At 72.7% G+C, this 22,796-nt stretch carries 19 protein-coding genes; 10 read left to right on the top strand and 9 right to left on the bottom strand.

Annotation, left to right across the window (positions count from 1 at the left end; translation table 11 throughout):
• The 3 genes from ACFVXK_RS08130 to ACFVXK_RS08120 all read left to right on the top strand — a co-directional run.
• Nucleotides 1-710, top strand: a 710-nt coding sequence (locus ACFVXK_RS08130; RefSeq protein ID WP_389610690.1) for a phosphatase PAP2 family protein, incomplete at its 5' end; no start/stop codon positions are given.
• Nucleotides 707-3,082, top strand: a complete 2,376-nt coding sequence (locus ACFVXK_RS08125; protein ID WP_389610689.1) for an AAA family ATPase — start codon at nucleotides 707-709, stop codon at nucleotides 3,080-3,082. The genes ACFVXK_RS08130 and ACFVXK_RS08125, both read left to right, overlap by 4 nt.
• On the top strand, nucleotides 3,063-4,340 hold the full coding sequence (locus tag ACFVXK_RS08120; protein WP_389610688.1) for an McrC family protein: 1,278 nt from the start codon (nucleotides 3,063-3,065) through the stop codon (nucleotides 4,338-4,340). The genes ACFVXK_RS08125 and ACFVXK_RS08120 overlap by 20 nt, the downstream gene beginning before the upstream one ends.
• Here ACFVXK_RS08120 and ACFVXK_RS08115 read toward each other — a convergent pair.
• From ACFVXK_RS08115 to ACFVXK_RS08080, 8 genes are all read right to left on the bottom strand, one after another.
• Nucleotides 4,328-6,124, bottom strand: coding sequence for a chitinase (locus ACFVXK_RS08115; protein ID WP_389610693.1), 1,797 nt, complete (start codon nucleotides 6,122-6,124; stop codon nucleotides 4,328-4,330). The genes ACFVXK_RS08120 and ACFVXK_RS08115 overlap by 13 nt on opposite strands.
• A gap of 84 nt (nucleotides 6,125-6,208) precedes the next feature.
• A complete protein-coding gene (locus tag ACFVXK_RS08110; protein ID WP_389610687.1) occupies nucleotides 6,209-6,679 on the bottom strand; it encodes a hypothetical protein in 471 nt (156 codons plus the stop codon).
• 173 nt (nucleotides 6,680-6,852) lie between these two features.
• Nucleotides 6,853-8,271 (bottom strand): NAD(P)/FAD-dependent oxidoreductase, encoded by a 1,419-nt coding sequence (locus ACFVXK_RS08105; protein ID WP_389610686.1) that lies wholly within the window; start codon nucleotides 8,269-8,271, stop codon nucleotides 6,853-6,855.
• A 23-nt stretch (nucleotides 8,272-8,294) separates the two neighbouring features.
• On the bottom strand, nucleotides 8,295-9,089 hold the full coding sequence (locus tag ACFVXK_RS08100) for an ABC transporter permease (protein ID WP_389610685.1): 795 nt from the start codon (nucleotides 9,087-9,089) through the stop codon (nucleotides 8,295-8,297).
• A complete protein-coding gene (locus tag ACFVXK_RS08095; protein ID WP_389610684.1) occupies nucleotides 9,089-10,018 on the bottom strand; it encodes an ABC transporter permease in 930 nt (309 codons plus the stop codon). The genes ACFVXK_RS08100 and ACFVXK_RS08095 overlap by 1 nt, the downstream gene beginning before the upstream one ends.
• Nucleotides 10,015-11,163: an ABC transporter ATP-binding protein gene (locus ACFVXK_RS08090; protein ID WP_389610683.1), complete on the bottom strand. Its 1,149-nt coding sequence runs from the start codon at nucleotides 11,161-11,163 to the stop codon at nucleotides 10,015-10,017. Before ACFVXK_RS08090 ends, ACFVXK_RS08095 begins: the two co-directional genes overlap by 4 nt.
• Nucleotides 11,164-11,233: 70 nt before the next feature.
• Nucleotides 11,234-12,484 (bottom strand): spermidine/putrescine ABC transporter substrate-binding protein, encoded by a 1,251-nt coding sequence (locus ACFVXK_RS08085; protein WP_389610682.1) that lies wholly within the window; start codon nucleotides 12,482-12,484, stop codon nucleotides 11,234-11,236.
• A 49-nt stretch (nucleotides 12,485-12,533) separates the two neighbouring features.
• Nucleotides 12,534-14,048, bottom strand: a complete 1,515-nt coding sequence (locus ACFVXK_RS08080) for a gamma-aminobutyraldehyde dehydrogenase (protein WP_389610692.1) — start codon at nucleotides 14,046-14,048, stop codon at nucleotides 12,534-12,536.
• 182 nt (nucleotides 14,049-14,230) lie between these two features.
• On the opposite strand from ACFVXK_RS08080, the gene ACFVXK_RS08075 reads away from it, so the two are divergent.
• Together ACFVXK_RS08075 and ACFVXK_RS08070 are read left to right on the top strand one after the other, a co-directional pair.
• Complete coding sequence (locus tag ACFVXK_RS08075; RefSeq protein WP_389610681.1) at nucleotides 14,231-14,785, top strand: NADAR family protein; 555 nt, start codon at nucleotides 14,231-14,233, stop codon at nucleotides 14,783-14,785.
• 488 nt (nucleotides 14,786-15,273) lie between these two features.
• Entirely contained in the window at nucleotides 15,274-16,872 is a 1,599-nt protein-coding gene (locus tag ACFVXK_RS08070) for a TROVE domain-containing protein (RefSeq protein ID WP_389610680.1), read from the top strand.
• Nucleotides 16,873-16,883: 11 nt separating this feature from the next.
• On the opposite strand, the gene ACFVXK_RS08065 is transcribed toward ACFVXK_RS08070, so the two are convergent.
• Nucleotides 16,884-17,648, bottom strand: a complete 765-nt coding sequence (locus ACFVXK_RS08065; protein ID WP_389610679.1) for a DUF4190 domain-containing protein — start codon at nucleotides 17,646-17,648, stop codon at nucleotides 16,884-16,886.
• 106 nt (nucleotides 17,649-17,754) lie between these two features.
• Here ACFVXK_RS08065 and ACFVXK_RS08060 point away from each other — a divergent pair, with 106 nt between their 5' ends.
• From ACFVXK_RS08060 to ACFVXK_RS08040, 5 genes are all read left to right on the top strand, one after another.
• Nucleotides 17,755-18,780 carry an adenosine deaminase gene (locus ACFVXK_RS08060; RefSeq protein ID WP_389610678.1) on the top strand — a complete coding sequence of 342 codons (1,026 nt, stop codon included), beginning with the start codon at nucleotides 17,755-17,757 and terminating at the stop codon, nucleotides 18,778-18,780.
• 28 nt (nucleotides 18,781-18,808) lie between these two features.
• A complete protein-coding gene (locus tag ACFVXK_RS08055; protein WP_389610677.1) occupies nucleotides 18,809-19,507 on the top strand; it encodes a glycerophosphodiester phosphodiesterase in 699 nt (232 codons plus the stop codon).
• Nucleotides 19,504-20,676 (top strand): sensor histidine kinase, encoded by a 1,173-nt coding sequence (locus tag ACFVXK_RS08050; protein WP_389610676.1) that lies wholly within the window; start codon nucleotides 19,504-19,506, stop codon nucleotides 20,674-20,676. Before ACFVXK_RS08055 ends, ACFVXK_RS08050 begins: the two co-directional genes overlap by 4 nt.
• On the top strand, nucleotides 20,673-21,374 hold the full coding sequence (locus tag ACFVXK_RS08045; protein ID WP_389610675.1) for a response regulator: 702 nt from the start codon (nucleotides 20,673-20,675) through the stop codon (nucleotides 21,372-21,374). Before ACFVXK_RS08050 ends, ACFVXK_RS08045 begins: the two co-directional genes overlap by 4 nt.
• Before the next feature lie 149 nt (nucleotides 21,375-21,523).
• Nucleotides 21,524-22,726, top strand: a complete 1,203-nt coding sequence (locus ACFVXK_RS08040) for a serine hydrolase domain-containing protein (protein WP_389610674.1) — start codon at nucleotides 21,524-21,526, stop codon at nucleotides 22,724-22,726.
• Nucleotides 22,727-22,796 lie beyond the last annotated feature (70 nt).

Below are 22,796 nucleotides of genomic sequence, written 5' to 3'. Positions count from 1 at the left end.
CCACCCCCCCTGTTCCGGGACGGCCGGCCCTTTTCCCCTCCCTCCCCTCCCTCCCCGTGCTCCTCTCGGCCGTCTGCGCCGCCCTCTTCGCCCTGATCACCTGGCAGGTCCTCGACGGGGGCCCGCTGCTGACCCCGGATCAGGAGCTGAGCCGCGCCCTGGTGCGCGCCGTCCCGGACGCTGTCACGGAGCGCCTCGCGGACCTGGGGAACGTCGAGGTCGCCGTTCCCGTCCTCGTGGCGGCCATGGCGTACGCCGTCCGGCGCGGGCACCGCCTCGCCGCCCTCGCGGCCGGTCTGGCGATGGCCCTGGTGCCGGCGCTGATCGTGCCCCTCAAGGAGTGGACCGCCCGCCCGGGCCCGCTGGAGCCCTGGGCCGCCGGCTACTACCCCTCCGGCCACACGGCCACGGCCCTGACGGCCTACACCGCCGCGGCCCTCCTCCTCACCCCCCACACCCGCCGCCGCTGGCCCCTGCCCACCGCGGCGGCCCTGACGGCCCTGACCGCGGCGGGCCTGCTCCTGCGCGGCTTCCACTGGCCCCTGGACGTCCTGGCCAGCCTCCTGATGTGCACCCCCCTGCTGCTGGGCGTGCGGTGGGCGGTGTCGTACGGTCGTCCCGGTCGACAGCGGAGGGGGATCCGGTGGGGGAAGAGAGCCCGCGGCAGCGGAAGTACGCGCTCACGGTCGGGGGGCGCCCGTGTGAGGTGACCCTGTCGGGAGGTTCGATCCTGCTGCCCCTCAGCGGCCGCAAGATCCACCACGACCCGGCGTGCGGCCACCTGACGGACTCCGGCAGTCTCGACACCTTCCCCGACGACCCCGACGGCCTGCTCTGGTGGCGGCTGCTCGACGCGCCCGACCCCGCCGCCTACGCGCGCGGGATCGGCCTGGTCAACTCCCAGAACCAGCCCCTGACCGGCCTCTGCTCCTGCGTACTGCGCCCGGTCGGCGCCGCCCGCGCGGAGAGCCTGCCGTACTGCCCCGTCGAGTGGGCGGCCGCGGTCTTCGACGCCGAACGCCACCGGGCCGACGCCGAGGCCGCGGACCGGGAGGCGGCGCTCATCCGCACCCGCTTCCCGTTCGCCGACTGGGAGCACCTCCCCCTGGAGCGCTACGCCCTCGGTCAGGGCACCGGGAACGACGCCTACTCGTACGTCATCGAGTACGGCAGCGGGCGGCTCGGCAGCATCACGGGCGGCTCGGCCATGAAGCACCTCGTCTACCGGCGCAACGACGGCAACTGGTGGCACGACTCCCGCTTCGAGGACGTCTCCGAGGCCTGGGAGGCCGTGCGCTCGGGGATCGTGGAGGCCGTCCGCTCGGCCCGTGACGGCCGGGTCGGCGACATCGACGGGATCACCGCCGTCCGGGCCGGGAACACGGTCATCGCCAAGACCCTGCACGTGTACGCGAACGGCTCCGTGCTGCCGCTCTACGCGGACAGCCTCACCCGGCACTTCGTGGGGCTGCTGGCCGACGGCCCGGTGCCGCAGATGCGGCCGTTCGAGCGGAAGGCGTACCTCAAGCAGTTGTTCGACCGTACGGGGATCCCCTCCGGCTGGTCTGCGGACCTCGCCGCCCGCTTCCTGCTGTGGTGGGCCCCGACGCCGAGCGCACCGCGGACCCTCCGGCTGGACGTCGACGTCGCGGGCCTGTGGCCGTCCTGGCTGGAGACGGGCCACATCGCCGTCACCCCGAAGGGCGAGGACGTGGGCGACCTGCACCGCTTCGCCGACCGAGAGGAGTTCGCCGAGGCGTGCACGGGCCGCCCCGGCTTGCTCCCCCTCTGGGAACTGCTGCTGCTGCGGCCCGGCGACCGGATCGTGGCGACCAGCGGGAACACCGAGGTCCTCGGCGTGGGCCGGGTCACGGACGACGGATACGCCTGGCTGCACTCCGAGGGGGACCGGCCGCGGCACTCGGTCGCGGTGGAGTGGGACGCGTCGTACGCGACGGTCCTGCAGCCGCCCGTCTCCTGGCGCGCCGGTTTCCTGGCCGAGGTCAAGCCGGCCGTCTGGGAGCGGGTGGCCCGGGCCCGCTCGGGCGCCCTGGCCGCCGGGGAAGGGGCCGAGGACGCCGCCGAGCCGGTGGCGGACACCCCTCCCGCCCCGCTCGACCCCGTGCTGCAGCGCATCGGGGACGCCCTCGACCGGCGCGGGCAGGCCGTGCTCTACGGGCCGCCCGGCACCGGCAAGACGTACGAGGCGCTGCGCTACGCCGTCCGCCGTCTGGGGGAGCTCGCGGACGACCTGCCCGGTCTCCACCCGTACGCCGACCCCGGCGAGCCGGCCTTCCGGGCGACGCACCGGGCACTGGTCGGGGCGGGCCGGCTGACCATGGTCACCTTCCACCCGAACTACGGCTACGAGGACTTCATCGAGGCCCTGCGGCCGGCGAAGGGAACGGCCGGCCTCTCCCTGGAGGTACGGGACGGGGTGTTCAAGCGGGTGTGCGCGCGGGCCGAGCAGGATCCCGGCCACACCTACCTGGTCCTCGTCGACGAGCTGAACCGCGGTGACCTGCCCAAGATCTTCGGCGAGCTGATCACCCTCCTGGAGAAGGACAAGCGCGGCTACACCGTCACCCTCCCGCTGAGCGGGGAGGACTTCGCCGTCCCGCCCAACGTGCAGCTGCTCGGGACGATGAACACCGCCGACCGTTCGATCCGGATGCTCGACTCGGCGATCCGCCGCCGCTTCGCCTTCCTGGAGCTGCTGCCCGACACCGAGCCGCTCGCCGACGCCGTGGTCGGACCGCTCGACCTCAAGGTGTTCCTGACCGAGCTCAACGCCCGCATCCGCGTCGGCCTCGACCGCGAGAAGCAGATCGGGCAGGCCTTCCTCCTGCCCGGCGGAGAGCCCGTCGCCACCCCGCAGGAGCTGGCGGCCGTCGTCCGTGACGAGATCCTGCCCCTGCTCCAGGAGTACGCCTACGACGACTACGGCCTCCTGGCCGGGTTCCTCGGCACCACCGTGATAGACCCCGTGGCGCACAGTCCCCGGGACCTCGACGACGAGCGGCTGGTGTCGGCGTTGTACGAGGAGCTCCAGGTCAAGGCCCATGCGTCTCAGCCTGAGTGAGCACGGTTCCCGGGTCTTCCCCGGGGCCTGCCTCACCCCGGCCGACCGGCGGCTCCTCGCCGATGGCGCCCTGGACGGGATGCTGCGCGTCCGGGAGTCCGCCGGGGGCGGTCTCGAGGTGGAGGCGACCGCGTACGTCGGGGTGGTGCGGCTGGAGGCGTGCGAGATCCGCGTCCTGCCCAAGTACCTCGGCGGCGGGCTCGACGTCCTGCGCATGCTCGACTACGCGGCGGGCGGGACGGGACGGCTCCTGTCCTCGGAGCAGGACCTGACGGCGGGCGATCCCGATCTGCGCGACCTCGTGGCGCTGATGGTCACGGAGCACGGCGAGCGGCTGCTGCGCCACGGCGTCCGGCGGGACTACCTCACCAGGGAGGACGACCTGCCCGTCGTGCGCGGCCGGTTGCTGGCGGACCGCCAGATACTGCGGCACCACGGCCGGCTCGACCGCCTGGCCTGCAGGTTCGACGAGCACGACGCGGACGTCCCGGACAACCGGCTGTGCGCGGCCGCTCTGGAGCGGGTCGCCCGGACGGCCCGCCCCGACGGGCTGCGGGCCCGTGCCCGCCGGGCGGCCGCGCAGTTCGCGGCGCTGGCGCCCACGCCGCTCGGTGATCTGCGCGCCGTCGTCGCCGGCCTGGAATACCACCGGCACAACGCCCACTACCGCTCCGCGCACCGGTGGGCGGAGCTGCTGCTGTCGGGCGGCGGGCTCGACGGGCTGTTCGGCGCGGGGCCGCTGGCCTCCCGGGCGTTCCTGGTCGACATGAACGGCCTGTTCGAGGACTTCGTGACCCGGCTCCTGCAGGAGGGGGCGGCGGGCAGCGGGCTCGGCCTGCGCGTGGACGCCCAGGCCCGGCACCGGCGGGTGCTGTTCGACGAGCGGGCCCGGTCCCCCTACAGCGAGGTACGGCCGGACGTCCTGATCCTGGGCGAGCGTGACGGCAGGCCGTTCAGGCTGCCGGTCGACGCGAAGTACAAGCTCTACGACCGCAAGAAGCTCTCGACGGCCGATCTGTACCAGGCGTTCCTCTACGCCCACGCGCTGGGGACCCCGGCCGCGTGCGTGCTGGTCCATCCCGGTGGCCCCGAGGCGACGGGGGCCCGGGTGGCCGTGCGGGACTGGGACGGCGCCACGTCGGCGCGGGTGCGGTCGGTGGCGGTGGACCTGCGGTGGCTGCTCGGCCGCCTGGCCGGGCCGGAGCCGTCCGGGGCTGCGGCCCGGGTGTGGGCGGACGTTCTGGATCAGCCGCCGTAGTACGCGTCGAAGTTCCGGCTGAATTCCCAGCCGCCGAAGTGGTCCCAGTTGATCGACCAGGTCATCAGGCCGCGCAGGGCGGGCCAGGTGCCGTGGGGCTGGTAGGGGCCGCAGGCGGTGTGCTTGGTGAGGCAGTCGAGGGTCTTGGTCACCTCGGCGGGCGGGGTGTGGCCGTTGCCCGCGTTCGGGGTGGCCGGGAGGCCGATGGCGATCTGGTCCGGGCGCAGGGGCGGGAAGACGCGGGAGGTGTTCCCGGCGACCGGGAAGCCGGTGAGCAGCATGTCGGTCATCGCCGTGTGGAAGTCGGCGCCGCCCATGGAGTGGTACTGGCCGTCGAGGCCCATGATCGGGCCGGAGTTGTAGTCCTGGACGTGGAGCAGGGTCAGGTCGTCGCGCAGGGCGTGGATGACGGGGAGGTAGGCGCCCGCGCGCGGGTCCTGGCCGCCCCAGGGGCCGGAGCCGTAGTACTGGTACCCCAGCTGGACGAAGAAGGTCTCGGGGGCCATGGTCAGGACGAAGCCGGAGCCGTACCTGGCCTTGAGGGTCTTCAGCGCGGCGATCAGGTTCACGATCGCGGGGGTGGTGGGGGCCCGGAAGTCGGTGTCGCCGGTGGCGAGGGAGAGGGAGTGGCCCTCGAAGTCGACGTCGACGCCGTCGAGCCCGTACTCGTCGATGATCCGCGAGACGGAGGAGACGAACGCGTCCCGGGCGGCCGTGGTGGTGAGCTGGACCTGGCCGTTCTGGCCGCCGATGGAGAGGAGGACCTTCTTGCCCGCCGCCCGTTTGGCCTTGACGGCCGCCTTGAACTCGGCCGGGGTCTCCGCTCCGGGGCATGCGGAGACCGGGCAGAGCTGGAAGCGGATGTCGCCGGAGGTGGCGGAGGTCGGTTCGCCGAAGGCGAGGTCGATGACGTCCCAGGAGTCGGGGACGTCGGCCATGCGCAGGTAGCCGGAGCCGTTGGCGAAGCTGGTGTGGAGGTAGCCGACGAGGGCGTGGGCGGGCAGGCCGGGGGTGCCCGGGTCGCCGCCGCCGGGCGGGGTGGTGACGGTGACGGGGGCGCTGCGGGGGGACTCCCCGGCGGCGTTGGCCGCGGCGACCGTGAAGGTGTAGGGGGTGGCGGGGGCGAGTCCGGTGATCGTGGCCGAGGGGGTGGTGGCGGTCAGGGGGTCGGCGCCGTCGCGGCGGACGGTGTAGGAGGTGGCTCCGGGGGCCGCCGTCCAGGTCAGGGCGACCGCGCTGGAGGAGGTGGCGGTCGCCGTGAGGCCGGTGGGGGCGGCCGGGGGCTGGGTCGGGCCGGGGCCGCCGGGGTCGGGGCCGGTCAGGGTGACGTCGTCGGTGAGGTGGGCGGGCTGGCCGTACCAGCCGTGGGTGTAGACGGTGACGGAGGTGGTGGCGGGGCCGGTGCGGAAGCTCGTGGTCAGCTGTTTCCAGGCGCCGGGGGTCTGGGTCCAGGTGGAGACGTCGGTGGTGCCGGTGCCGCTCGCGCCGAGGTAGACGTACGCGCCCTGCACCCAGGCGCCGAGGGTGTAGGCGGAGTCCGGCTTGACGGTGACGGTCTGGGAGCAGCGGGCGTTGTCCTGGCCGGCCGGGGTGGCCCGGAGGGCGGAGCTCCCGCCGTGGACGGGGGCGCTGACGACGGCTCCGCTGCCGGCGGAGCAGCTCCAGCCGTCGAGGCCGGATTCGAAGCCGCCGTTGCGGACGAGGTCGGCGTCGACGGCCGTGGCGGGCGGGCCGGCGGTGAGGAGGGTGGCCGCGGTGAGGGCGGCGGCGACGAGGAGGGGCAGGGGTCTGCGCACAAGTGCCTCCGGATCGTGGGGGGATGGAGGATCCGGGCCAACATGGTCCAGACCAATCCCCTTGTCAAGGCTTCAGGCGCCACCGGCCCCCCGCTCCCCCGCCAGGGCCCGTCCCGCCGCCTCGTGCAGGGCTAGCTCCAGCAGGGCCGGGTCCGTCAGGGTGCCGCGGCCGTCCGGGAGTTGCAGCCACTGCGGACCGCCCGTCGCCCGGCCGGGGTACGGGACCGCGATCCAGCTCCCGCGCCCCGCGCCCCGTACGCCCGTTCCGGTCCAGTGGGCGGCGGTGCCCGGCGGGACGAAGAAGCCCAGGCGGGCGGTGCGGCGGCCGACGAGCACGGGTCCGGGCGGGGCGGGCAGCCGGCGCAGCACGCCGAGGGCGGCCCCGCCCAGCTCCCCGGGGGTGATCAGCAGGTCCCAGCGCCGTCCGGCGGGCAGGAGGGCGACCCCATGGGGCCCGCGCTCCCACCCCCACCGGCAGGCCTCCGGATCCGGTGCGGCCGCCGCCAGCCACTCCACTGCCGTCCTGGTCTGCGGGAACGCCATCGCCCGGCCTCCGTTCGTCTCGCGGTGTGAGGGTGTCTCACCGGGAGAGAGCGGGACCGGGCGGGGCTATGACGCGGGTCGGGTTACGCCATCGGGGTGATGCGGGTCACCGCCCCGGCGGACGGGGCGGTGACGCTGCGCGGGTGTGCGCCGGGGCGCGCCCGCCGGCGGCTTCAGCTGTCGAAGCCGAGGCCGAAGCGGTCCAGGGTCCTGAGCCAGAGGTTGCGGTGGCCGCCCCGGGCGTCGGCGCGGGCCAGCGACCACTTGGTGAGGGCGATCCCGGTCCAGGCCAGGGGCTCGGGCGGGAAGGGCATCGGCTTGGACTTCACCATCTCCAGCCGGGTGCGCTCGGTGGAGAGCCCGTCCAGCAGGTCCAGCATCACGTCGGCGCCGAAGCGGGTGGCGCCCACCCCGAGCCCCGTGTAGCCGGCGGCGTAGGCGACCCGGCCCGCGTGCGCGGTGCCGAAGAAGGCCGAGAAGCGGGAGCAGGTGTCGATGGCCCCGCCCCAGGCGTGGCTGAAGCGCAGCCCCTCCAGCTGCGGGAAGGCGGTGAAGAAGTGCTCCGCCAGCTTCAGGTAGGTCTCGGGGCGGTGGTCGTACTCCGAGTCCAGCTTGCCCCGGTAGGGGTAGATCGCGTCGTAGCCGCCCCACAGGATGCGGTTGTCCTTGGTGATGCGGAAGTAGTGGAACTGGTTGGCGCTGTCGCCCAGCCCCGGGCGGTTCTTCCAGCCGACGGAGGCCAGCTGCTCCTCGGTCAGCGGCTCGGTCATCAGCGCGTAGTCGTAGACCGGGACGGTGAACGGCCGGATGCGCTTGACCAGCGACGGGAAGATGTTGGTCGCCAGGGCGACCCGGCGGGCCAGGATCGTGCCGTACGGGGTCTCCACGGTCATCCCGGCGCCGGCCCGGGCCATCTTGAGGCCGCGGGTGTTCTCGTAGATCCGCACGCCCTGCTCCAGGCAGGCCCGCTTCAGCCCCCAGGCCAGCCTGGCGGGGTTGAGCATGGCCACGCCGGTGCGGTCCCACAGACCCGCGAGGAAGGTCGGCGAGTCGACCTCCGCGCGCAGGGCCTCCCCCTCCAGCCATTCGGAGCCGTCCGCGAGGCCCAGCTTGAGGGCCTCCTCGTGGAGTTCGCGCAGTTCCTCGACCTGGTGCGGCTCGGTGGCCACGTCGATCTCGCCGGTGCGCTCGAAGTCGCAGTCGATGCCGTAGCGGGCGACCGCCTCCTCGATGGCGTCGAGGTTGCGGGCGCCGAGCTCCTCCAGCTTGGCCAGCTCGCCGGGCCAGCGGGCCAGGCCGTTGGCGAAGCCGTGGGTGAGGGAGGCCGCGCAGAAGCCGCCGTTGCGGCCGGAGGCGGCCCAGCCCGCCTCCTTGCTCTCGATCAGGACGACGTCCCGGCCGGGGTCGCGCTCCTTGGCCAGCAGCGCGGTCCACAGCCCGCTGTAGCCGCCTCCGACGACCAGCAGGTCGCAGCGCTCGTCGGAGGTGAGGGCCGGCTGCGGGTCGGGGCGGCCGGGGTCGTCCAGCCAGTACGAGACCGGCTTCGCTTCGGAAAGGGATTTCGCAACACTACGCATGGCGACTGGGGCCATGGCTTCCAACTCCCTACAGGGGTCTACTTCGGTTGTGCCTTCTTGCGGCGGTTGCCGACCCACTGGCCGGCGAGGACCACCAGCACCGCGATGACGAACATCGCCGTGCCGATGACGTTGATCTGGACGGGCGTACCGCGCTGGGCCGATCCCCACACGAACATGGGGAAGGTGACGGTGTTGCCCGAGTTGAAGTTGGTGATGATGAAGTCGTCGAACGAGAGCGCGAAGGACAGCAGCGCGCCCGCCGCGATGCCGGGGGCCGCGATCGGCAGGGTGACGGGCAGGAAGGTCTGCACGGGCCCGGCGTAGAGGTCGCGGGCGGCTTCCTCCAGCCTCGGGTCCATCGACAGCACGCGCGCCTTGACGGCGGCGACGACGAAGCTGAGGCAGAACATCACGTGGGCGATCAGGATGGTCCAGAAGCCCAGCTGGATGCCCATGTTGAGGAACAGGGCGAGCAGCGAGGCGGCCATCACGATCTCGGGCATGGCCATCGGCAGGAAGATCAGCGAATTGACCGCCCCCCGGGCCCGGAACCGGTAGCGCACCAGCGCGAAGGCTATGGCGGTGCCCAGGACGGTGGCGCCGATGGTGGCCCACAGCGCGATCTGGAGGGAGAGCGAGAGGGAGCCGCACAGGTCGGCGACCCCGCAGGGGTCCTTCCAGGCGTCGAGGGAGAACTCCTGCCAGGCGTAGTTGAAGCGCCCGGTGGGGTTGTTGAAGGAGAAGACCGTCACGACGACGTTCGGCAGGATCAGGTACGCGAGCGTGCCGAGGCCCGCGATGACGACGAGATTGCGGCGGAGCCAACGCATCAGACCAGGTCCTCCGTTCCCGCTCGGCGGATGTAGACGGTGACCATGATCAGCACGATGGCCATGAGGATGAACGACAGCGCGGCCGCCGTCGGGTAATCGAGGATCCGCAGGTACTGCGACTGGATGACGTTGCCGATCATCCGGGTGTCCGTGGAGCCGAGGAGTTCGGCGTTGACGTAGTCGCCGCTCGCGGGGATGAAGGTCAGCAGGGTCCCGGAGACCACGCCCGGCATCGAGAGCGGGAAGGTCACCTTGCGGAACACCGTGGCCGGGGTGGCGTAGAGGTCGCCGGCGGCCTCGTGGAGGCGGGTGTCGATGCGCTCCAGCGAGGTGTAGAGCGGCAGGATCATGAAGGGCAGGAAGTTGTAGGTCAGGCCGCAGACCACGGCGAGCGGGGTGGCCAGCACCCGGCTGCCCTCGGTGATGCCGAGCCAGCTGGTGACGTCCAGGAAGCCGATCTTGTCGAGGACGCCGACGACCGGGCCGCCGTCGGCCAGGATCGTCTTCCAGGCCAGCGTGCGGATCAGGAAGCTGGTGAAGAACGGGGCGATGACGAGGACCAGCAGGAGGTTGCGCCAGCGGCCCGCCTTGAAGGCGATCAGGTAGGCCAGCGGGTAGCCCAGCAGCAGGCACAGGACCGTGGCGGTGCCGGCGTAGGCCAGGGAGCGCAGGAACTGCGGGAGGTACTCGGTGAAGGCGTCCCAGTAGGTCTGGAAGTGCCAGGTGACCTTGAAGCCCTCTTCGAGGGAGCCCGTCTGCACCGAGGTGGAGGCCTGGTAGACCATCGGCAGCACGAAGAAGACGAGCAGCCAGACGATGCCGGGGAGCAGCAGCCAGTACGGGATCAGGCGCTTCTTGAGCGAGGCCCGGTGGACGGGCGGCTCGGCCGGGGTCTCGGCCCGCGGGGGCGCGGCGGTGGCGGTCACGCGCCCTCCTCGACCGTCTCGATGCCGGCCTCGATGTCCTGGGCCGCGTCCAGGCCGAAGGTGTGCTCGGGGTTCCAGTGCAGGACCACGTCGGCGCCGGGGACCAGGCGGGCGTCGCGCTCGACGTTCTGGACGTAGACCTCCAGCTCGGGGCAGACCGGGCTGTCGATCACGAACTGGGTGGAGACCCCGATGAAGGAGGAGTCGGCGATCTTTCCGGTGATCTTGTTGCGGCCGGCGGCGATGGCGCCCTCCTCCGCGGCCGGGACCAGGGAGATCTTCTCGGGACGCACGCCGACCAGCAGCTTTCCGCCGGTGCGGGGCGTGGTCGAACATCGGGCGGCGGGCAGCCGGAGCACGGCGCCGGAGGCCGAGACGGTGACGTCCGCGCCGGCGGACTCCACGGAGGCCTCGATCAGGTTGGAGGTGCCGAGGAAGTTCGCGACGAAGGTGGTGCGCGGGTTCTCGTAGAGCTCGGCGGGGGCGCCCAGCTGTTCGACGCGGCCGCCGTTCATCACCGCGACCGTGTCGGCCATGGTCATGGCCTCCTCCTGGTCGTGGGTGACGTGTACGAAGGTGATGCCGACCTCGGTCTGGATCCGCTTGAGCTCCAGCTGCATCTGGCGGCGCAGCTTGAGGTCGAGGGCGCCGAGCGGCTCGTCGAGGAGGAGGACCTGGGGGTGGTTGATCAGGGCGCGGGCGACGGCCACGCGCTGCTGCTGTCCGCCGGAGAGCTGGTGGGGCTTCTTGCGGGCGTGCTCGCCGAGCTGGACGAGGTCGATCATCTCGTCGACCTGCTTCTTGACCGACTTGATGCCGCGGCGGCGCAGGCCGAAGGCGATGTTCTCGAAGATGTCCATGTGCGGGAACAGCGCGTAGCTCTGGAAGACGGTGTTCACCGGGCGCTTGTAGGGCGGCAGGTGGGTGACCTCGCGCTCGCCGAGGCTGATGGTGCCGGTGGAGGGCTCCTCCAGGCCGGCGATCATGCGCAGGGTGGTGGTCTTCCCGCAGCCCGAGGCGCCGAGCAGGGCGAAGAAGGAGCCCTGGGGGATGGTGAGGTCCAGCGGGTGCACGGCGGTGAAGGAGCCGTAGTGCTTGCTGATCCCGGCGAGGCGGACGTCGCCGCTCGCGGTGCTGTCGGTCATGGGCCTGGGCCTTCGGTGGTGTGTCGTGGGAGGGGGACGGGGGCGCGTGGAGGGCCGGCGAGGGGGCCGGTCAGGCGCCGATGAGCTTGGCGAACTTCTCCTCGTACGCCGTCTCTTCCTCGCTGCTGAGGGAGCGGAAGGCGTGGGCCTTGGCGGCCATCTCCTTGTCCGGGACGATCAGCGGGTTGTCCGCGAGCTCCGGCTTGATCTTGGCCAGCTCGTCCTTGACCCCGTCGACCGGGCAGACGTAGCTGATGAAGGCGGCCAGCTGGGCGGCGACCGCGGGCTCGTAGTAGTAGTCGATGAGCTTCTCGGCGTTGGCCTTGTGCCGGGCCTTGGCGGGGACCAGCAGGTTGTCGCTGGAGGTGATGTAGCCGGCGGCCGGGATCGCGTACTTGATGTCGGGGTTGCCGGCCTGGAGCTGGATGACGTCGCCCGCCCAGGCGAGGCAGGCCGCGAGGTCGCCCTTGTCGAGGTCGGCGGTGTAGTCGTTGCCGGTGAAGCGGCGGATCTGCTTGCTGTCGACGCCCTTCTGGAGGCGGCCGAGCGCGGCGTCGTAGTCCGCGGTGGTGAACTTCGCCGGGTCCTTGCCCTGGTCGAGGAGGGTCATGCCGACGGTGTCGCGCATCTCGGTGAGGAAGCCGACGCGGCCCTTGAGGGTGGGGTCGTCGAGCAGCTGGGTGACGGAGTCGACCTTGTTGCCGCCGGTGGCCTTGGCGTTGTAGGCGATGACGGTGTCGATGCCGGTCCAGGGGTAGCTGTGGGCGCGGCCCGGGTCCCAGTCGGGGTTGCGGAACTGCGGGATCAGGTTGGCGTAGGCGTTCGGCAGGTTGCTCGGGTCGAGCTTCTGGGCCCAGCCGAGGCGGATGATGCGGGCGGCGAGCCAGTCGGTGACGACGATCAGGTCGCGGCCGGTGTCCTGGCCGGCCGCGAGCTGCGGGCGGATCTTGCCGAAGAACTCGACGTTGTCGTTGATGTCCTCGGTGTACTTGACCGCGATGCCGGTGCGCTGGGTGAACGCCTCCAGCGTCGGACGGGACTTCTCGTCGTCGCTGGTGTCCATGTACTCGGTCCAGTTGGAGAAGTTGATCTCCTTCTCCTGCGCCGAGTGGTCGTCGGACGGCGCCGCCTGCCCGCCCTCGCGCTTGGCGGGCGGGATTCCGCAGGCGGTGAGGGCGGCGAGGCCGCCCAGGGTGAGCGCCCCGGCCCCGGAGGCGCGCAGCAGCGAGCGGCGGGTGAGGGCGCCGCGGCCGCTGGTCAGACTGCGCCGCATCGCGGCGAGTTGCGCCGCCGAGAGGCGGTCGGGCTCGAACTGCTCCATGCGCGTTGCCCTTTCGGGAGGGAGGGCCGCTGGTCGGGCGGCGCTTTGACTATCGGTCCCCGAAGATCGTGCGGTGCCAGTCCTTGGCGGCCACCGCGGTGTTGTCGTACATCACATGCTTGACCTGCGTGTATTCCTCGAAGGAGTAAGAGCTCATGTCCTTTCCGAAGCCACTGGCCTTGTAGCCCCCGTGCGGCATCTCGCTGATGATCGGAATGTGGTCGTTGACCCACACGCAGCCGGCCTTGAGCTCCCGGGTGGCCCGGTTCGCCCGGTAGAGGTCCCGGGTCCAGGCGGAGGCGGCGAGGCCGTACGGGGTGTCGTTGGCCAGGGCCAGGCCCTCGTCGTCGGTGTCGAAGGGCAGGGCGACGAGGACCGGGCCGAAGATCTCGGACTGGACGACCTCGCTGTCCTGGGCGGCGCCGGTGATCAGGGTGGGCCGGTAGTAGGCGCCGTCGGCCAGGTTCCCGCCGGGGATCTCGCCGCCGGTGACGACGGTGGCGTAGCCGCGGGCGCGCTCGACGAAGGCGGCGACGCGGTCGCGCTGGGCGTGCGAGACCAGGGGGCCGAGGTCGGTGGTGGGGGCGAAGGGGTCGCCGAGGCGGACGGTCTCCATCAGCTCGGCGACGCGGGCGGTGAAGGCCTCGAACAGGGGGCGCTGGACGTAGGCACGGGTGGCGGCGGTGCAGTCCTGGCCGGTGTTGATGAGGGAGGCGGCGACGGCGCCGTGGGCGGCGGCCTCCACGTCGGCGTCGTCGAAGACCACGAAGGGGGCCTTGCCGCCGAGCTCCAGGTGGAGCCGCTTGACGGTGGCGGTGGCGATCTCGGCGACCCGCTTGCCGACGGCGGTGGAGCCGGTGAAGGAGGTCATCACCACGTCGGGGTGGCCCACCAGGTGCTCGCCCGCGTCGCGGCCGGCGCCGGTGACGATGTTGATCACGCCGTCGGGGATCCCCGCCTCCTTCGCCGCCTGGGCGAACATCAGGGAGGTCAGCGGGGTGAGCTCGGCGGGCTTGAGGACGATGGTGTTGCCCGCGGCGACGGCCGGGAGGATCTTCCAGGCGGCCATCTGGAGGGGGTAGTTCCAGGGGGCGATGGAGCCGACGACCCCGATGGCCTCGCGGCGTACGTACGAGGTGTGGTCGCCGGAGTACTCGCCCGCCGCCTGGCCCTGGAGGTGGCGGGCGGCGCCGGCGAAGAAGGCCGTGTTGTCGATGGTCCCGGGGACGTCGAACTCGGTGGACAGCCTCAGCGGCTTGCCGCACTGGAGGGATTCCGCGTACGCGAAGTCCTCCGCCTGCGCGGCGAGGACGGCGGCCAGCCGGTGCAGGGCGTCCGAGCGCTCGCCCGGGGTGGCGGCCGACCAGGCCGGGAAGGCCCGCTTGGCGGCGGCGACGGCCTCGTCCACGTCGGCCGGGCCGGCGAGCTCGTAGGTGAGCACGTCCTGTCCGGTGGCGGGATCGACGACGGTGTGCGACCGTCCGGAGGTACCGGCGCGGAGCCGTCCGTCGATGTACTGCGCGCCGTCTGCGAAGCGGTCCTTGACCTGGAAGCGGTTACCCATCACGCTCTCACGTTCTCCGTAGCTACAGCTCGAATTGAGTGCCGATCCTGACAGAGGGCTCTCCCTCCGCCAAGTGATTCCGTTGTTGCCTTTTGATTACGCGACGGAATCGGTCGACCATGTGTCGAGGCACGCCGCAAATCCCGTACGAAGTGTCAGTGGTGGCTGACAGACTCGCGTGCATGGACGAGATCGACGCTTTGATCGGGCAGGTCAGCCGTGGTGAGCGGGTGAAGTTCCTGCCCTTCTGGGGACACCGGCCCCGACCGGACGGCAGCCTGGGACCGAGCTGCCTGAGCCAGTGGTGGCCCTCCCCCTTCACTGTGGGTGACGTCCGGTACGCGACGGCCGAGCACTGGATGATGGCCGGGAAGGCCCGTCTCTTCGGGGATCCCGAAGCCGAGCGGGCCGCGCTGGAGGCGCTGACTCCGGCCGAGGCGAAGAAGGCCGGGCGGCTGGTGCGCGGGTTCGACGACGCGGTGTGGGAGCGGGAGCGGTTCGCGCTGGTCGTGGAGGGCAGCGTGCACAAGTTCGGCTCGGATCCGGCGCTGCGCGCGTACCTGCTGGGGACGGGGTCGCGCGTGCTGGTGGAGGCGAGCCCGGTGGACCGCGTCTGGGGCGTGGGCCTGGCCCCCGACGACGACCGGGCGCTGGACCCGGCCCGCTGGCGCGGCCTGAACCTGCTGGGGTTCGCGCTGATGGAGGCGCGTACCCGGCTGCGCGGGGCCGCTGCCTGAGGGCTCGGTAAATACGTGGCGGGCCTGCCGAGGCGGGCCCTAACGTGAACGTCGTCCAGGTGCGAAGGCGAGACCTACTTCGACTACTCATCGGGCGGTCGCGGGTTCGAGTCCCGCCACCGGTACTCACGCCGGTGTAGCTCAGTTGGCAGAGCACCTTGTGGTTTCGCCGACCTTGTTCTCTGGACACCCATTCGTCACGCACCTCCCGGTGCGCCCGGCGGCGGCTACTTCTCGCAGAAATCATGCCGCCGCCCCATCCGATCTCGGGAGGCCCGCGTGGGGGATGCCCGGTGCGCAGGCGACGGTTACTTCCGGGACCCGGAGGCCGTGGGTTCGAATCCCACCCGGCCCGGCACCCGCGAGGGTGCGGGCCGGTGGAGCAGCTTGGTAGCTCGCCGGGCATATGTACCGTCACCGACTCCGATCTCGGGCATCCCCCGCACGGCGCGCCTCCCCGTACTTCTTTTGAATTCGGGGGGATTCACATGGCCCGCTTCAACCAGCGCGCGTCCACCACCGCGTCCACCACCGCGACCGCACCCGCTTCGCCCGTGCGCTCCACCGGCCGCCGCGCCGTCAACCACCACGGCAGCCCCGGCTTCGCGCGCGACGCCCGCTCCGAGCTGTTCCTGCTGGCCGTAGCCAACTTCGTCACGCAGGACACCGCCTACGAGTCCGGCGAGGCCCGCGACGACCGCTTCCGCGTCCTGGTGCGCAGGCTCGCCGTCAAGGACCCGGAGTGGACCGCCGGCCTGCTGCACTGGCTGCGCCGCGACGGCAGCATGCGCACGGCCTCCCTCGTCGGCGCCGCCGAGTACGTCAAGGCACGCCTCGACGCGGGCGCGACCGACGGGCCCGCCAACCGGCAGGTGGTGGACTCCGTGCTGCTGCGCGCCGACGAGCCCGGTGAGCTGCTGGCCTACTGGACGGCCGTCCACGGGCGGAACGTGCCCAAGCCCGTGAAGCGGGGCATCGCCGACGCCGTGCGCCGGCTCTACTCCGGTACCTCGCTGCTCAAGTACGACACCGCGTCCAAGGGCTACCGCTTCGGCGACGTCCTGAACCTGGTCCACGCCTCGCCCGACCCGGCCAAGCCCTGGCAGGGCGAGCTGTTCCGGTACGCCCTCGACCGCCGCCACCACCCGGAGACCGCCGAGGTGCCGGCGGGCGACCGCACCCTGGCGGCCCACCGAGAGCTGATGGGGATCCCCGTCGAGCGGCGCCGGGCCATGGTCACGGGGAAGGACGGGGCGGAGCGGCTCGCGGAGGCGGGCATGACCTGGGAGGCGCTGGCCGGCTGGCTCCAGGGGCCGATGGACGCGGCCGCCTGGGAGGCGGTCATCCCGTCCATGGGCTCGATGGCGCTGCTGCGCAACCTGCGCAACTTCGACCAGGCGGGGGTCTCGGACGCGGTGGCGAAGGAGGTCGCCGCGAAGATCAGCGATCCCGAGTCGGTGGCCCGGTCGCGGCAGTTCCCCTTCCGCTACCTGGCCGCCTACCAGCACGCTCCCTCGCTGCGCTGGTCGTACCCGCTGGAGAAGGCGCTGCGGCGCTCGCTGGCCAACGTGCCGCAGCTGTCGGGGCGGACGCTGATCCTGGTCGACCGCTCCGGCTCGATGTGGTCGCCGCTGTCGGCCCGCTCGCAGCTCAACCGGGCCGACGCGGCCGCCGTGTTCGGCGCGGCGCTGGCCCTGCGGGCCGAGCGGGCGGATCTGGTCCAGTTCGGCACCGGAAGCAAGGAGGTCGCCTATCAGCGGGGCGATTCGGTGCTGAAGGTGCTCGAGCGGTTCGAGAGCCTCGGCGGTACCAACACGGCGGAGGCCGTGCGCAAGCACTACCGGGACCACGACCGGGTCCTGATCGTCACCGACGAGCAGGCCACGTACGCGTACGGCGGCGACCCGACGGCCCTGGTCCCCCGGGAGGTGCCCGTCTACACCTGGAACCTGGCCGGGTACCAGGTGGGCCACGCGCCCTCCGGGTCGGCGAACCGGCACACCTTCGGCGGGCTCACGGACGCCGCGTTCCGCATGGTGTCCCTGATCGAAGGGGGCCAGGACGCCGACTGGCCGTGGGCGGCGTAGGACGCCCAGGCTCAGACCCGTTCGCGCACCTGGGTGTTGGAGTGCGAGCCGCCGTCCGGGGTCTCCTCGAAGGTGTCCGACATGATCCCGGTGAAGGCGAGGGCCAGGATCACGGCACCGAGCACGATGCCGATGGCGCCCAGGATGGTGCCGGCCAGGGCCACACCGCCGTTGGTGGCCTCGCCCCGGTTCGCCTTGCCGCGTCCGAGCACGCCGAAGACCACCGCGGCGATGCCCAGCGCGATCGAGAAGAAGCTGGTGATGCAGATGACGACGGAGAGGATGCCGAGGACCAGCGCGGCGATGCCGAAGCCGTTGCTGGGGGCCGGGCCGTACGGGTGGTACCCGGTGTATCCCGGGTAGCCGGGCGCGGGCGGGTAGCCCGGCGTGCCGGGGTAGCCCGCGGGGGGCGGGTAGCCCGGCGTGCCGACGTGGCCCGCAGGGGGCGGGTAGCCGGGGTAGCCGTATCCGGGCGGCTGCGCCGCGGCCGGGCCCGGCTGGCCGTAGCCGCTCGGGGCCGGGTACGCGTACCCGGCGCCGGGTATCGGCGGCGCGGGCGCGGGGCCCGGGCCCGGCGCGGGCGCCGGTCCGGAAGCCTGCGGCGGCGGCGCCCACTCGGCTCCCGGCATCCCCGCGACGGTCTGCTGGTCGTGCACGGACGGCGCGCCCGGCGCCCCCTGGGTCCCCGGGGTCTGCTGCGGGCTCCCGCCCGGTTCGGCGGCCCGTCCTTCGGGCGGCGCCCACGGGTCCCTCGGCTCAGGGCTCTGGTCGGTCATACGGCGCCCCCTCTCGTACAGCCATGCTAAGCGCTGCCACCGACACCGCCGGGCCTGCCTACGATGAGGCAGACCTGCCCGCACCAGCGTCCCACCGGAGGCCCCCATGTCCGACCTGCACCCCTTCATCGCGGGGCTGCCCAAGGCCGAACTCCACGTCCACCACGTCGGCTCGGCGTCCCCCCGCATCGTGGCCGAGCTCGCCTCCCGCCACCCCGACTCCAAGGTCCCCACCGACCCCGAGGCCCTCGCCGACTACTTCACCTTCACCGACTTCGCCCACTTCATCGAGGTCTACCTGTCGGTCGTCGACCTGGTCCGCACCCCCGACGACGTGCGCACGCTGACCTTCGAGGTCGCCCGTGACATGGCCCGGCAGAACATCCGCTACGCCGAACTGACCATCACCCCCTACTCCTCCACCCGCCGCGGCATCGACGAGCGCGCCTTCATGGAGGCCATCGAGGAGGCGCGCAAGGCCGCCGAGTCCGAGCTCGGGGTCATCCTGCGCTGGTGCTTCGACATCCCCGGCGAGGCCGGCCCCGACGCCGCGGCCGAGACCGCCCGGCTCGCCGTCGACCTGCGCCCGGAGGGCCTGGTCTCCTTCGGCCTGGGCGGCCCCGAGATCGGCGTGCCGCGCCCGCAGTTCAAGCCGTACTTCGACCGGGCCCGCGCCGCCGGCCTGCACAGCGTCCCGCACGCCGGCGAGAGCACCGGCCCGGAGACGATCTGGGACGCCATCCGCGAGCTGGGCGCCGAGCGCATCGGCCACGGCACCAGCGCCACCCAGGACCCCGAACTGCTGAAGTACCTCACGGAGCACCGGATCGCGCTGGAGGTCTGCCCGACCTCCAACATCGCCACCCGTGTGGTGACCGACCTCGACCGGCACCCGATCAAGGAGATGGTCGCGGCGGGCGTGCTCGTCACCATCAACAGCGACGACCCGCCGATGTTCGGCACCGACCTCAACAACGAGTACGCGGTCGCCGCACGCCTCCTCGACCTCGACGAGCGCGGCCTCGCGCAGCTCGCGAAGAACGCCGTCGAGGCCTCCTTCCTGGACCCGGCCGGCAAGGCCCGGCTGACCGAGGAGATCGACGCCTACACCACCGAATGGCTCGCCCGCTGACTCCCCTTGATCGCTCCGGCCCCCGAGAATGGGGTGCATGAGCACCCTGACTGCCGTCGGCCACCGCGGCGATCCCTACCGAGTCCGTGAGAACACCCTCCCCTCGATCGGCTCCGCGTTCGCGCGCGGGGCCGACGCGGTGGAGGTGGACGTGCGGCTGACCCGCGACGGCGTGCCGGTCCTGCTGCACGACGAGACGCTGGAGCGGCTGTGGGGCCACGACGTGCGGCTCGACGCCGTCACGGCCGCGCAGCTGAAGGAGCTCGCCGGGGGCGGGATCCCGACCCTGCGCGAGGCGCTGATGGCGGCCGGGGCCGGGCGGCTGATGATCGACCTGCCGGGGGCCACGCCCGAGGCCGTCCGGACCGTCGTCGACCTGGTGCGCGAGTGCGGTGCCCGCGACCGTACGTACTACTGCGCGGGGCCGAACACCATGCTGGCGGTCCGCGCCGCCGACCCCGACGCGGAGATCGCGCTGACCTGGACCACGCTGTCTCCGCCGCGCCGGGTGCTGATCGACGCGGTGTCCCCGCGCTGGCTCAACTACCGCTTCGGGCTGGTCACCCGGGAGCTCACGGACGCCCTGCACCGGGACGGGCTGCTGGTGTCGGCGTGGACCGCGGACACCAAGCGGTCGATGCGCGCCCTGCTGCGGGCCGGGGTGGACTCCGTGACCACCAACAGGCTGGACGCGCTGGCCGCCGTACGGGCCGAGCTCGGGCAGTGAGGCGCGAGCTCGGCGAACGCCTGCGCGAGGGCGTCCTGCGGGCGGATCCGCGCTGGCGGGACGCGGGGCTGACGCTGCTGGTACAGGTGGCGGCGACCATTCCCTTCGTGGTGCCGCGCGATCCGGCGGACTCCCCGGCGACCTGGACGGCGTACCTGCTGACCACGCTGGGGAACGTGCCGCTGCTGTGGCGGCGCCGGGCTCCCGTGGCGGCGCTGCTGGGGGTGGTCGCGGCCGGCTCGGTCTACCAGCTGGCGCTGGACGGGCCCGGGCAGCCGCTGCCGTACGCCGCGCTGGTCTGCGTCTATTCGATCGCGCTGCTGCGGCCGGCCCGGGAGCGGCTGGCCGCGGCGGCCGCCCTGGTCGTGCTGATCGCGGTGTCGGTCGGGCTCAACACCGGTACGGCGAAGGAGCTGCTGTTCGCGCTGTTCGTGTTCGGGGCGGCGTTCGCGCTGGGCCGGCTGCAGGCCACCCGGCTGGCGTACACGGCGGCCGTGGAGGACCGGGCGGCGCAGCTGGAGCGGGCGAACCGGATCGAGGCGGAGCAGGCGGCGGCGCGCGAACGGGCGCGCATCGCGCGGGAGATGCACGACATCCTCTCGCACGCCGTCAGCATCATGGTGGTGCAGGCGGAGGCCGGGCCGGTGGCGGTGCGCCGGGCGCCGGAGCGGGCGGAGGCCGCGTTCGAGGCGATCGCCGAAACGGGGCGGGACGCGATGGCTCAGCTGCGGACGATGCTGGGCGTGCTGCGGACGCAGGAGGCGGCTCCGCGCGCTCCGCAGCCGGGGATCGGGGAGCTCGGGGCGCTGGTGGAGCGGGTGCGGGCGAGCGGGCTGGCGGTGTCGTACGAGCGGACGGGCGAGGTGCGCGAGCTGCCGGCGGCGCTGGGGGCGACGGTGCACCGGGTGGTGCAGGAGGCGCTGACCAACGTGGTGAAGCACGCGGGGGCCTCGGCGGTGGACGTACGTCTGGAGTACGGGCCGCGGGAGCTCGCGGTCCGGGTCACGGACGACGGCCGGGGGCCGGCCGCCGGCGCCGCGGGCGGGCACGGGCTGATCGGGATCCGTGAGCGGGCCGCGGCGCACGGCGGGACGGCGTGGACCGGCCCGGGTGCGGACGGGCGCGGGTTCACGGTGCTTGTAACCTCGCCGCTGGAGGTGGGGACGTGACGATCCGTGTGGTGGTGGCCGACGACCAGGAGCTGGTGCGCAGCGGCTTCGCGATGATCCTGGACGTCCAGGAGGACATCGAGGTCGTGGCGGAGGTCGGGGACGGGGCGGCGGCCGTGGAGGCGGTGGCGCGGCTCTCCCCCGACGTGGCGTTGCTGGACGTGCGGATGCCGGTGCTGGACGGGATCGAGGCCTGCCGTGCGATCTCGGCGCGGGGCGCGTGCCGGACGGTGATGCTGACGACCTTCGACTCCGACGAGTACGTCTACGAGGCGCTGCACGCGGGGGCGAGCGGGTTCCTGCTGAAGGACGTGCGGCGGGACGACCTGGTGCACGCGGTGCGGGTGGTGGCGGCGGGCGAGTCGCTGCTGGCGCCCTCGGTGGCGCGGCGGCTGATCGAGGAGTACACGGCGGTGACGGCCCGGCAGGCGGCCGTGCCCGCGCCGGCGGCGGAGCGGCTGGAGGTGCTGACGGCCCGGGAGCGGGAGACGCTGCTGCACCTGGGGCGGGGGCTGTCGAACGCGGAGATCGCGGTGGCGCTCGTGGTGAGCGAGCACACGGTGAAGTCGCACGTGGGGAACGTGCTGGCGAAGCTGGGGCTGCGGGACCGGATCCAGGCGGTGATCTGCGCCTACGAGACGGGGCTGATCGCGGCGGGCTCGGCGGGTCCCTCTGCGGTATCTCCCTCTGGGGAGTGAGGGGCGGCGGGGCGCCTCCCCCGCGCCGGTGAGTTGTCGTACCGCTGAAGACCACTCCTGATGGTGATCCGCGGATACCCCTGTGACCTGCAGCATTGAGGTCATCGGGGGGCAGCGGGCCCCGCGGGTCGCACAACAGGGGGAACGTCATGAAGGCACGTACGCGCACGCTGGTCGCCGCCGCTCTGGTCCTGGGCATCGCCGCCGGTCCGGTGGCCGTGGCCCAGGCCGCTCCGGCCTCGCCGGCTCCGGCATCGGCGCCGGTGTCGGCCCCGTCGCCGGTCTTCACCGCCCCGCCGGACGCGGCGGCGCTGCGGAAGGCGATCGCCGGGGTCGGGCCGCAGAGCAAGGACGCGACGGCCGCGCTGGTCCGGGTGGGCGGTACGAGCGGCAGCTGGCGGGGCAGCGCCGGTGTCGCGGACGTCGGCAGCGGGCGGGCGGCGGTGGAGGACGCCCGGTTCCGGGCCGGGTCGGTGACGAAGACCTTCACCGCGGCGGTGGTGCTCCAGCTGGCGGCCGAGGGCAAGGTGGACCTGGACCGGCCGGTGCAGGACTACCTGCCGGGGCTGCTGCCCGGGTTCGAGCCGGTGAAGGTGCGCCAGCTGCTGAACTACACGAGCGGGCTGCGGTCGGCCGACGGTCCCGGGGACGCCTTCGAGGACGAGTACGCCCACCGCTTCGACCTGGTCGACCCGCACGCGCTGATCGCCAACGCGGTGGCGAAGGGGCCGGAGTGGGCGCCGGGGAAGCAGCAGCGGTACAGCAACATCCACTACACGGTGCTGGGCGTGCTGATCGAGAAGCTGACGGGGACGACGTACGACAAGGCGGTCGGGGAGCGGATCATCAAGCCGCTGGGCCTGCGCCACACCTCGTTCCCGTCCCGTACCCAGAACCGCATACCGGGCCCGTACAACCACGGCTACCAGGCGGTCCAGGAGGCCGACGGCAGCCGCAGGCTGGTCGACGTGTCGGACTGGAACTCCTCGTCCAACTGGGCGGCGGGGGACCTGATGTCGACGACGGCGGACCTGGAGCGGTTCACGGTGGCCCTGTTCGCCGGCCGGGTGGTGCCGAAGGCGCAGCTGGAGGAGATGTTCACCGTCCCGGACGTGCCGGACGCCGAGACCGGCGGGCACGCGGTGCAGACGGCCGGCATGAAGGAGTTCGTCCTGCCGGACGGCACGAAGCTGTACGGCAAGACGGGCTCCCGATACGGCTACAGCACGGTGATCGGCGGCACCCGCGACCTCTCGCGCACCCTGGTCTACTCGCTGAACTCGACCGACGCCAAGGGCCGGGACATGAACGCGGTGGCCTACGGCGTCATCGGCGCGGCCTTCGCCAAGTAGCCGCCGGCTTCGACGATCCAGACGTTGCGGACCGGGTCGCGGTGGACCCGACCAGACGCTGCCCGGCCCG

Source organism: Streptomyces sp. NPDC058157 (genome assembly GCF_042884105.1).
Classification (GTDB): Bacteria; Actinomycetota; Actinomycetes; order Streptomycetales; family Streptomycetaceae; genus Streptomyces.
The sequence above is the reverse complement of the archived record's forward strand: the minus strand, read 5'-3'. Positions and strand labels throughout refer to the sequence as shown.